The sequence below is a fragment of the uncultured Anaerococcus sp. genome (assembly GCF_937934665.1).
Taxonomy (GTDB): domain Bacteria; phylum Bacillota; class Clostridia; order Tissierellales; family Peptoniphilaceae; genus Anaerococcus.
In genome coordinates this window covers 1-10,775 of sequence record NZ_CALGYW010000125.1, presented here as the reverse complement: position 1 = coordinate 10,775, position 10,775 = coordinate 1, and the positions used below count along the sequence as shown (strand labels likewise).

Annotated in this window: 10 protein-coding genes; 8 read left to right on the top strand and 2 right to left on the bottom strand. The window is 37.9% G+C overall.

The window, feature by feature from the left end:
* Positions 1 to 295 (top strand): LPXTG cell wall anchor domain-containing protein (locus Q0410_RS06640; RefSeq protein WP_299034615.1); only part of this gene is annotated, 295 nt, incomplete at its 5' end.
* Between the two features lie 532 nt (positions 296 to 827).
* Here Q0410_RS06640 and Q0410_RS06635 read toward each other — a convergent pair.
* The gene (locus Q0410_RS06635; protein WP_299034612.1) at positions 828 to 1,853 is read right to left on the bottom strand and encodes a M42 family metallopeptidase; all 1,026 of its coding nucleotides are present in this window, start codon (positions 1,851 to 1,853) and stop codon (positions 828 to 830) included.
* A gap of 78 nt (positions 1,854 to 1,931) precedes the next feature.
* Here Q0410_RS06635 and Q0410_RS06630 point away from each other — a divergent pair, with 78 nt between their 5' ends.
* Positions 1,932 to 2,438 carry an LURP-one-related/scramblase family protein gene (locus tag Q0410_RS06630; protein ID WP_299034609.1) on the top strand — a complete coding sequence of 169 codons (507 nt, stop codon included), beginning with the start codon at positions 1,932 to 1,934 and terminating at the stop codon, positions 2,436 to 2,438.
* Position 2,439: 1 nt separating this feature from the next.
* A complete protein-coding gene (locus tag Q0410_RS06625; protein WP_299034606.1) occupies positions 2,440 to 2,904 on the top strand; it encodes a hypothetical protein in 465 nt (154 codons plus the stop codon).
* Between the two features lie 321 nt (positions 2,905 to 3,225).
* Here the strand turns inward: Q0410_RS06625 and pepF are convergent, their stop codons facing one another.
* Positions 3,226 to 5,025 (bottom strand): oligoendopeptidase F, encoded by a 1,800-nt coding sequence (pepF, locus tag Q0410_RS06620; RefSeq protein ID WP_299034604.1) that lies wholly within the window; start codon positions 5,023 to 5,025, stop codon positions 3,226 to 3,228.
* Between the two features lie 128 nt (positions 5,026 to 5,153).
* On the opposite strand from pepF, the gene Q0410_RS06615 reads away from it, so the two are divergent.
* From Q0410_RS06615 to Q0410_RS06595, 5 genes are all read left to right on the top strand, one after another.
* Entirely contained in the window at positions 5,154 to 6,386 is a 1,233-nt protein-coding gene (locus tag Q0410_RS06615; protein ID WP_299034600.1) for an aminopeptidase, read from the top strand.
* A gap of 195 nt (positions 6,387 to 6,581) precedes the next feature.
* On the top strand, positions 6,582 to 6,722 hold the full coding sequence (locus Q0410_RS06610) for a hypothetical protein (protein WP_299034597.1): 141 nt from the start codon (positions 6,582 to 6,584) through the stop codon (positions 6,720 to 6,722).
* A gap of 8 nt (positions 6,723 to 6,730) precedes the next feature.
* A complete protein-coding gene (locus Q0410_RS06605; protein ID WP_299034594.1) occupies positions 6,731 to 7,087 on the top strand; it encodes an NAD(P)H-dependent oxidoreductase subunit E in 357 nt (118 codons plus the stop codon).
* Entirely contained in the window at positions 7,071 to 8,645 is a 1,575-nt protein-coding gene (locus Q0410_RS06600; RefSeq protein WP_299034591.1) for an NADH-ubiquinone oxidoreductase-F iron-sulfur binding region domain-containing protein, read from the top strand. Before Q0410_RS06605 ends, Q0410_RS06600 begins: the two co-directional genes overlap by 17 nt.
* 8 nt (positions 8,646 to 8,653) lie before the next feature.
* Positions 8,654 to 10,390 carry an NADH-dependent [FeFe] hydrogenase, group A6 gene (locus Q0410_RS06595; RefSeq protein WP_299034587.1) on the top strand — a complete coding sequence of 579 codons (1,737 nt, stop codon included), beginning with the start codon at positions 8,654 to 8,656 and terminating at the stop codon, positions 10,388 to 10,390.
* Positions 10,391 to 10,775 lie beyond the last annotated feature (385 nt).

Sequence of the window (10,775 nt, the reverse complement as noted above, 5' to 3'; positions counted from 1 at the left end):
CGAAGAAGATCCAATAGATCCAGAAAAGCCAGGAGAAGAAGATCCTGAAGAACCAAGCACACCTGATAAACCAGAAAAACCTGAAGACCCAGGTACACCAGGTGAAAGACCAGAAATTCCTGGAAGACCTGAGACTCCAGAAAATTCAGCACAAGCTGAGATTGAAAAGAATGTAGCTAAAAAATCTACAAATCCAAAAACAGGTATAGGCTCAGTTGCTACAATATTCACAAGCATGGGAATCTCAATAGCAGGACTTATGGCAACAACAAAAAAGAAAAAAGAAGATGAATAAAATCTTCTAAAAGAAAAAATAGGTAGAGCGAAATGCTCTCCTATTTTTTTAATGGGATATTTTTGGGAAATGACTTATGATAAAGAGAATAACGCTGCATTTACGAAAATCCTTGATGTAAAAAACTATAGAGATCTCTCACTATGTTCGAGGAGAGGTTTTGTGGCCCAAGGTGGTTTAAGAAGTCTAAATAAGCATATTTTCAATTAGAGATGTTTGTTAAAGCCTTTACTCTTAACTTCCTCTCCTGTCGACCTTGCTCGAGATCAAGTGTATTTTATCTGATTTTCTAAAGTTTAGATAATTGCTATCTATGACTATATGCTTAAACTTTGAAATATAGCGCGGATTATAATAGACTCGTTTCGAGCGGAGTCGAGAAGCTTCTAGCTTTGTTTATAAAATCAATATGGTAAAGGCGTCTATACAGTCTTCTAGAGATCTAAAATTTATATTTACTTTAACTAAAAAAGCTAGTTTGATATGGTAAATCATTTTTTATACCATTTAAAACTAGCTTTTATTCACAAAATTATTTACTTACAAGGTCTACTAATAAATCAAAAAGTGACTTAATCGCTTTTTCGTGGGTTCTTTCGTAACCGTGGCTTGCTGCTACACCGCATCCTACTAGGGCGTGTCTGTAGTCATAGTCGCTTGAGACTGCAGCTGAGGCGTCTGAGCCGTAGAATGGGTAGATATCTAGGCCGTAGTCGAGCTCTAGTTTTTTGGCTATAGCTACTAGGTCGTTTGTCAGGTCATAGTTGTATGGGCCTGATGAGTCTTTGGCGCAAATTGATAGTTTTAGTTCATCACAAGTAAGGTCATCGTGGACTACTCCCATATCTACTGCCACCATATCGGATATTCCCTTTGGATGGCCTGCGCTTGCTCCGTGGCCTACTTCTTCATAGATGGTAAACATCATGTAGAGTGGACGGTTTATCTCTATATTTTTATCCTTAATTTCCTTAGCTAGGGCAAGAAGTATTCCTGCGCTTGCCTTATCATCTAGGTGGCGGCTTTTTACAAAACCATTGTCTATCCTAAATCTAGGGTCTAGGGAAATAAAGTCACCGTTTGAGATGCCAAGTGCTTCTGTTTCTTCCTTGGAGTGGGTTATGGCGTCAATTACAACTTCCATGGTTTCGTCATTTCTCTTAGCTTCTCTTGGGGCATCTGATCCGTGAACTGCGGGATTGTTTAGTCTTACAACTCCTGTGTATTCCTTACCAGATCTGGTGTGGATTTTGACATTTTCAAATTCTACAAAGTTAAGTGGAAAACCACCGAGAGTTGTAACTCTGAGTGCTCCATTTGCCTTAATTGATCTTACCATGAGCCCTAGGGTGTCAACGTGGGCTGAAAGCAAAAGGCCGTCATTGCCTTCTTTTTCATTTATAGGTACTATTACATTGCCCTTGTTGTTTTGATAAGGTTTATAGCCTAGGTTAGTAAATTCGTCCATTAAATATTTTTCAGTAAGTTTAGTAAAACCAGTTGGTGATGGGGTATTTACGAGGTTTTTTATATAGTTAGTTATTGTAGAAATTTCCATTTTTTTCTCCCTTTCTTATAGTATAATATCAATAATCATATTATATTATAAGTAGGAAATTAATAAAGGAATGAGAAAATGAAAAAGTATATTTTTAAGGAAAAATTTTTCAAAATAACAGATAAATATTGGATAAAGGATGAAAAGGGCGAGGATGTCTTTTATCTTGACCAAGATTTTACTTTTATGGGTTATAAAGCGGCCGTATTTAGTCCTGATAAAAAGAGGCTTTTTACAATCAATAAAAAGATTATTTCCCTTTTACCAAAGTTTTTTGTAGACTTTGAAGATGGGTCTAAGATGGTTATAAATAAGAGATTTACCCTACTTAGAAAGTTTATTGATGTGGATACAGATTTTGGACGAATCAATCTTAAGGGATCTATTTGGGATTATAATTTTCTTATAAGCCTTGATGGTAAAAAGATTGGGGAGGTAAATAGGAAGTTTATAACACTCACCGATCACTATGTTTTATCTGTATTTGATGAAAATTACACCCTTGCTATGATTGCCCTTGTGATTTGCCTAAATAAAATCCATGACGATGAAGAAAGCGCAGCAAATGCTGGAGGAGGAAACTAAGGTGGTACAATTAATATTTATCCTAGCAGGACTATTTGCCCTGGCGGGACTTTATAATCTTTACCTATTTGGACAAATTAAGGAAAGAGTCAAATTTACAACTACAGATATTGCAGTTATTGGTATGATAGTAGTTATGTATATAATCTATAATTGGGTCTTTAAGCCATATATAATAAATGTCCTAGCCATTTCCCTTGCTATGATATTTTGGAACTATACAGCAACAATTGCTAGGGGTTTTAGTGAGGAATATGTCTTTACTAACAAACTAAATCCCTTTATCAATAAAAAAGTGCCTTTGGATGAAATAAAATCTGTGACCCTATCAAGGGCCAACAAAAATCTCTTGCTAATGGTGTATTTTAAAACCGCCAACAGCCAGGATAATATGAACTTTGCCTTTGCCAAGGAAAAGGACCTGGTAAGGCTACTTAAAAATCAACGAGTGAATGTGATAAACTAGGGAAAGTGTTGAAAAAAATGGACTTAGTGGGTATACTAATAGTAACCATGATAGTCGTAATAAAAGCATGGTCCTAACCAAAAAAAGACGAGCAGGCAGGCTCGTCTTTTTCAGTGTAAAAAAAACCTCCCAGTTAAGGGAGGTCAGGTTGTTTACAAATTAAACTATTTGATTGTTTCATCAATTAAAAAACAAAGAATAGCCTTACAAACCCAAATTTATGAGATTCCTCGTCGAAGCCTAAAGGCTTCTCTGTCGGAATGGCGTATGTCTATATATTTTGTCTACACTCTGACCTCCCAGCCAAGGGAGGTTAAAATTTTATTTATACATGTCTAGTTTTTCTAAAAGCTCACCAATTTCATCAACGATTTGTCCGATAAAGTCGATTGCATCTTCTATTGGTTTTGTAGTTGTCATGTCTACTCCGGCTTCTTTGGCAAGTTCAATTGGTCCCATAGATCCGCCTAGTTTTAGGACTTCGAGCCATTTTTCTCTATCTTCATCTGTGCCGTGGACTATTTTTTCTGAGATGGCTGTACCTATGGTAAGGCCTGCTTGGTAGGTGAAGGAGTATAGACCCATGTAGTAGTGAGGTTGTCTCATCCAAGTAAGCTCTGCACCTTCGTTTAATACTACAGCATCTCCCCAGAATTCTTCTAGTTTTTCTTTAAAGATTGTGTTAAAGTCCTCTGCTGTTAAGCTTTCTCCATTTTCTACACGTCTATAGACTTCTCTTTGGAAGGCTGCTTCGAGGTAGTGGGTTACGAAGTTGTGGTAGTAAGTTTTGCCTATCATGGTAGATAAGACCCAAAGTCTTTCCCTATCGTCTTTAGCGTTTTTAAGGAGGTATCTTTCCATGGTGATTTCATTGGCTGTGGAAGGAGACTCCACAAAGTACATAGACATGTCGCAAGATAGGGCGTTTTGGTTGGCATTTGATAAGATGCCTTGGCCTGCGTGACCTAGCTCATGGGCAAGAGTCATAACCTGGCTCATGGAATTATTGTAGGTGGTCATGATAAATGGGTGGGATGGGTAAGGAGAAGCGCAGAAGGCACCTGTTCTCTTGCCTATATTTTGTGAATAATCTATCCACCTATCATCGAAGGCTTTTTTCATGTAGCTGATGTATTCTTCGCCAAGTGGAGAAAGTCCGTCAACTATATAGTTTTTTGCCTCTTCTATTGATACCTTTGGCTCGTATTCTGGATCTATGGCAAGTTTTAAATCTGCATAGGTCATCTCATCTAGGCCGTAGTGGTTTTTGATAATTTTTGCATATTTTCTCATAATTGGGGCAAGCTTTTCCATAATTATGTCAATATGGTTTTCGTAAATATCAAAGTCTACGTCTTGACGGGCTAATAGATAGTGAAATACTGATTCATAGCCACGGATATCTGCTAATATCTTTTCGTTTTGGATAAGGTTGTTATAGACAGAGGCGTCTGCGTTTTGGTAGGCAGCAAGGACCTTGTGGTAGTCAGCAAAAGCCTTGCGTCTTAATTCTGTATCAGTTTCGCCTTCTAGGTATTCTTCGAAAGTGTTGTGGTTTAGGGTAACTTCCTCGTCCTTGTGCTCGATATTTTGGAAACTCATGTCCCCATATCTCATATCATTATAATTTGTATATGGAGCATCAAAGGTTGGAGAAAGGGCAGCAAGGACTGCTTCTGTCTTTTCATCTAAGAGATATTTGGCCCTATCCTTTACCCTTTTTAGGTAATAGGCGTATTCTGGGTAGTTTTTTATTGTCTCATCTAATATTTTTTCGTCAACCTTGACTAAAGCTGAGTCATAGAAGGAAAGTTTGGCAAAAATCTTAGAAACTTCGCTTCCAAACTTAGCATCTCTTTTGGCCATATGCTCATCTGTGGCATCTGTTTCCTTAGAAATACCAGAAAAAGTGCCAAGCCCATCAGTTAAAGAAATTATATCTGAATAAGCTTCTAGAGATTTATAAACATCATCGCTAGTTTCGATTTTCGAGTATTTTTCTCTAAAATCAGAAGCCTTTCTGGCTAGTTTTTCAAGATCGGCATAAAAATCATCATCAGAAGCATAAAGGTCTTCAATAGCCCAGGTTTCTTTTGGATCAACTTCATTTCTTTTTTTCATAGATTATCTCCTATTCTTAAATAAACGTTTAACTATTTATTATTATATCACTTTGTAGCCTTAGTAAAAGATTATCAGCGTGAAATTAAGAGTATAATGTAATAAATGATTTAAATTGGGAGGATTTTATGCAAAAAAGAATAGAAAATTTTGCCAAGCTTGCTGTTGAGTTTGGTGTTAATGTACGAAAAGATGAAGATGTTTTGATTACTTCACCTGTGGAGTCGCCTGAGCTTGCTCGTCTGATGACCAAGGCAGCTTACGAAAAAGGGGCTCGTAAGGTGTCTATAAATTGGGTTGATGATACTCTTACTAGACTTGCTTATGAATATGAAAGTCAAGAGACACTTAACGAAGTGCCTGACTGGGTTGTGGAGAAAAACCGCTACCAAATAGCTGAGAAGAGGTCTAATAGGATTTCTATTGTTTCTGATGATCCGGACCTACTTAAGGGACTTGATGAGACAAAGATTTCTGAGGCTGTTAAGGCTAGATCTTTAAAGATGAAAGACTTTGTAAAATATACCATGAATGACATCGTGTCCTGGCTTGTAATCTCTGTGCCATCTATTAAATGGGCAGAAAAAGTATTTCCTGACCTTAAGGGTGAGGCTGCTTGTGATAAGCTTTGGGAAGTTATCCTTGATGTTTGCAGGGTTAGCGAATCTTGGGAAGAAACTAAGAAGAATTGGGAAGATCATATAAAAACCCTTGATGATAAGGCAGAGTTTTTAAACAGTCACCAGTTTGACTATGTTCATTACAAGTCAGCAAATGGTACAGATCTTAAGGCAAAATTACCAAAAGACCATATCTGGATGTCCGCTGGTTCTAAAAACGAAAAAGGCGACAGATTTATTCCAAATATGCCAACAGAAGAAGTTTTCACAGCTCCTCAATATGACGGGGTAGATGGTAGACTTGTGGCTACTAAACCTCTTGTTTATAATGGTGTAGTTATAAACCACTTTGAATTTACCTTCAAAGATGGCAAGGTAGTAGATTTTGATGCCAAGGAAGGAAAAGATACCCTAAAGAAGATGTTAGAAAGTGACCAAGGCTCAAAGAACCTAGGTGAAATTGCCCTAGTGCCTTATGATAGCCCAATTTCAAACTCAAACATCCTATTTTACAATACCCTCTTTGACGAAAATGCTTCCTGTCACTTTGCCCTAGGTAAGGCTTATCCAACCTGTGTCAAAGGCGGAGCAGACCTTGACGATAGTGAAGTTAAGTCAGTAGGTCTAAATGACTCCCTAATCCACGAAGATTTCATGGTAGGAGATAAGGACCTAGAAATCATAGGTTATAAGGATGAAAAAGCTTATCCTATCTTTAAAGATGGTAACTGGGCTTTTTAAGAAAAATTAAAGGAAAAATGGGGACCTTCGGGTCCTATTTTTTATGGCCCATTCTATCTATGAAAACGATTAGTTAAAAATATAACGATGTTTAAATTATAAGCTTAATTTAATTGAAATTGTTTTCATAAAATGATATCGTGAACATAAGAAGATAGTAAATAAAAAGTAAATCTTTTGAAGGAAGGAGGGTTTATGAGTTTTTGTTTAAAGAAAGATCAGGATAAGTACCAAGAGTTTTTGGATTTCTTAGAAGATAATAAAGATAAAAAAGGTGCTATCATGCCGATTTACAAAAGGCCCAGGAGATTTTTTCCTATATACCAGAGGAAATAGTCGACCTTATGGCCCTAAGGATGGGAGTTCACTCTTCTGAAATCTACGGTGTAGCAAGTTTTTATTCTCAGTTTTCTTTTATACCCAAGGGAAAACATGAGATTTGTGTTTGCCTGGGTACAGCTTGCTATGTCAAAGGATCTGATAAGGTTTTAGCTAGTCTTGAAGAAAAGCTTGGTATAAGGGTAGGAGAAACTACAGCTGATGGCAAGATAAGTCTTGCAGAAGCTAGGTGTATTGGTGAATGCGGGATTGCACCTGTGGTAAGCATTGACTCATCTAGAAATATTGGCAATACCAATAAAAATATGGTTGATGATATAATCAAGGAAGCTATGGAGGAAAGAGATGAAATCGAAGCTTGAAAGTATAAAAAAAGAAGGCTTTGATAAGCTATTAGCAAGGCTTGATCCGGATAAATATATAATGGAAGGCAATCATATTAGGCTTAAGGGAGATTTTTATAAAAATCAAACTAGGCTAGTTTTAAGAAATTGCGGCATAATTGACCCAGCATCGATAGAAGAATACATAGGACGCGATGGGTGCTTTGCCCTAGAAAAAGCTATTTTTGAAATGTCTAGGGAAGAGATAATAAAGGTTGTTACAAACTCTGGCCTAAGAGGCAGGGGCGGGGCTGGTTTTCCTGCAGGAATAAAGTGGGAGACTGCTTACAAACAAGATACAGATACTAAATACATAATATGCAATGCTGATGAGGGCGATCCAGGTGCCTTCATGGATAGGTCAGTTTTAGAAAATGACCCCCACGCAGTCCTTGAAGCTATGGCAATTTGTGCAAGAGCTGTAGGGGCAAATCAAGGCTTTATCTATGTTAGGGCAGAATATCCTAAGGCAGTTAAGGCCCTTCGTAAAGCTATAAAAGATGCCAAAGAGCATAAATTCCTAGGAGAAAATATCATGGGTTCTGACTTTTCCTTTGATATAGACCTAAGACTTGGAGCTGGTGCCTTTGTTTGTGGAGAAGGTACAGCCCTTATGGAATCAATCGAGGGCAAACGTGGCATGCCAAGAAATAAGGAATTTAGAACTACAGTTAAAGGTCTTTGGGGCAAACCTACGGTTATAAATAACGTAGAAACTTTTGCTAACGTGGCTCAAATCATCTTAAAGGGTGCGGACTATTTTAGAGCTTATGGAACAGAAAAATCACCAGGAACCAAGGTTTTTGCCCTAGTTGGTAAGGTTAAAAACTCTGGCCTTGTGGAAGTGCCTATGGGTACCTCTATTAATACCATTGTCTACGACATAGGTTGTGGAATCCAAAATGATAAAAAAGCCAAGGCTGTCCAAACTGGTGGGCCATCAGGTGGCTGTATACCAAAATCACTTTTTGATACCGGTTGTGATTTCGAATCTCTTAAGCAAATCGGATCAATCATGGGTTCTGGTGGTATGGTTGTCATGGACGAAGACGATTGCATGGTAGATATGGCAAGGTTTTTCCTAGAATTTTCTGTGGATGAATCTTGTGGTAAGTGCACACCTTGTAGGATAGGAAACAAAAGACTCCTTGAAATGCTTGACCTAATTGTATCTGGCAAGGCTAATGAGGAGACCTTATATAAATTAAAAGAACTTTCTGAAATTGTTTCTGAAACCAGTCTTTGTGGCCTGGGTAAAGCCTCACCAAATCCAGTTCTATCAACCATGAACTATTTTTATGATGAATACCTAGCCCATGTAGGTGATAATAAGACCTGTCCTGCTAAAAGGTGTAAAGATCTCTTAGATTACACTATTACAGATAAGTGCATAGGTTGCACCAAGTGTGCCAAGAATTGTCCAGTAGGAGCTATCTATGGCAAGGCCAGGGAGGTTCACTTCATAAAGCAAGATGTTTGCATAAAATGCGGCACTTGCATGGAAAATTGCCCGGTTGACGCCATAGTTTTAGGCTAGGAGGAGAGATGATTAAGTTAAAAATAAATGATATGGAAATAGAAGTAAGGGAGAAAACTACAATTTTAACAGCTGCTAAAGCTTTAAATATAAAAATTCCTACCCTTTGCCATATGGACTTATCTGGTATAAATTTTGTAAACAAACTCGCATCTTGTAGGGTTTGTCTAGTGGAAGATATAAAAAAAGGTAAGTTAGTCCCAGCTTGCGCTACCTTTGTTAAGGATGGAATGGAAATAAGGACGGATAGTCAAAGGGTAATCAGGGCAAGAAGGGCTGTAGTTGAACTAATCCTATCAGACCATCCAACAGACTGCCTTAAGTGTGCAAAAAACTTAGATTGCCAGCTTCAAAAGCTAGCAGCTGACCTAAATATTAGGGAGATAAAATACCCAGGAGAAAAGAGAAACCTACCTATAGACAATTCTTCCTACTCTCTTGTAAGAGATCCAAATAAGTGCATCCTCTGCAGGCGCTGCGAGAATATGTGTAACGAAGTGCAAACTGTGGGTGCTCTTGCTGAAATTGGCCGTGGTTTTATGACCCATGTAGGTTCGACCTTCAACAGACCAATGTTTGATACAACCTGCACCTTCTGCGGACAGTGCTTGGCAGTGTGTCCAACAGGAGCTCTGACAGAAAAATCAAATGTATCAGAAGTTTGGAAAATCCTACATAGGCAAGACCATGATGACCTGGTAATAGTCCAAGTAGCTCCAGCTGTAAGGGTAGCTCTTGGTGAAGAATTTAATCTAGAACCAGGTTCTCTAGTTACAGGACAGATGGTAACAGCCCTTAGAAATTTAGGTTTTGACAGGGTTTTTGATACAAACTTTGCAGCAGACTTAACAATTATGGAAGAAGCCCATGAATTTATCGAAAGACTAGATGAAAATAGGCCAATCCTTACTTCCTGTTGTCCAGGTTGGGTAAACTTCATGGAACATCAATTTTCTGACCTCATGGATATACCATCAAGTTGCAAGTCACCACATGAGATGTTTGGGGCCATAGCCAAGTCCTATTATGCAGAAAAAATTGGTATGGATCCTGCAAAGATAAAGGTAGTGTCAGTCATGCCTTGCATAGCAAAAAAATATGAGGCAAAAAGGGATGAACTAAATAACGAAGGCATCTCCGATGTAGATATAGTAATTACAACCAGGGAACTTGCTTCCATGATAAAAGAAGCAGGTCTTGACCTAGCCAACCTAGAAAAATCCGACTTTGATGATCCTATGGGAGAATCAAGTGGCGGTGGAACAATTTTTGGTGCAAGTGGCGGGGTAATAGAAGCTACAATCAGGACTGCCTACGACACCCTTACAGGAGAAAGCCTTGAAAAGGTAGAATATGAGGAACTTAGAGGGCTAAGAGGAGTTAAAAAAGCAAGAATAAATATTAATGGGAAAGATATCCATATAGGAGTTGTAAACGGTCTAGGTAATACCAGGAGAATCTTAGAAAAAATCCGCTCAGGTGAAGAAAAATTTGATGCCATAGAAGTAATGGCATGCCCAGGTGGTTGTATAGGTGGAGGAGGCCAGCCTTATCACAAGGGAGACCTTAGTATCTTAAAGAAAAGGGCAGACGGACTTTATTCGATAGATGAAAAGAAAACTTTTAGAAAATCTTACGAAAACCCATCAATCAAAAAACTCTACGAGGAATATTTGGGAGAAGTAGGTAGTAAGCGTGCCCACGAACTCCTCCACACTTCCTACAAGGCAAGGCCAAAATATTAAAATAGAGAAGACTTGTCATAATTTATGGTAAAATTTACCGAGGTAATTATGACGAGCAAAATAATCCTATAAATTTTCTTAATAAGAATTACAAAGTTAGGGCGAGCATTGGCTTGCCCTTTTGTAATACAATTAAGTTGATAGGACCTATGAGTCGATAGATGTAATAAAAGATAAGATAAAGAGATGCAATCAATTCGCAAATATTTCCTAAAAGTCTTGACAAACTACGACTGTTAATATACACTATATACAGATGGAGGATATATGGACATAAAAATAAATTACTCGAGTAAGGATCCGATATATTTACAAATCAAAAATCAGATTAGAGATGCAATCTTAGATGACAAGCTAGATATAGATAAGCCCCTGCCTTCTATAA

Excerpts from the sequence above, each read along its gene's own strand:
- Q0410_RS06635 (WP_299034612.1), bottom strand. The coding sequence starts at position 1,853 with ATGGAAATTTCTACAATAACTAACTATATAAAAAACCTCGTAAATACC.
- Q0410_RS06630 (WP_299034609.1), top strand. The coding sequence starts at position 1,932 with ATGAAAAAGTATATTTTTAAGGAAAAATTTTTCAAAATAACAGATAAA.
- pepF (WP_299034604.1), bottom strand. The coding sequence starts at position 5,025 with ATGAAAAAAAGAAATGAAGTTGATCCAAAAGAAACCTGGGCTATTGAA.
- Q0410_RS06615 (WP_299034600.1), top strand. The coding sequence starts at position 5,154 with ATGCAAAAAAGAATAGAAAATTTTGCCAAGCTTGCTGTTGAGTTTGGT.
- Q0410_RS06610 (WP_299034597.1), top strand. The coding sequence starts at position 6,582 with ATGAGTTTTTGTTTAAAGAAAGATCAGGATAAGTACCAAGAGTTTTTG.
- Q0410_RS06605 (WP_299034594.1), top strand. The coding sequence starts at position 6,731 with ATGGCCCTAAGGATGGGAGTTCACTCTTCTGAAATCTACGGTGTAGCA.
- Q0410_RS06600 (WP_299034591.1), top strand. The coding sequence starts at position 7,071 with ATGAAATCGAAGCTTGAAAGTATAAAAAAAGAAGGCTTTGATAAGCTA.
- Q0410_RS06595 (WP_299034587.1), top strand. The coding sequence starts at position 8,654 with ATGATTAAGTTAAAAATAAATGATATGGAAATAGAAGTAAGGGAGAAA.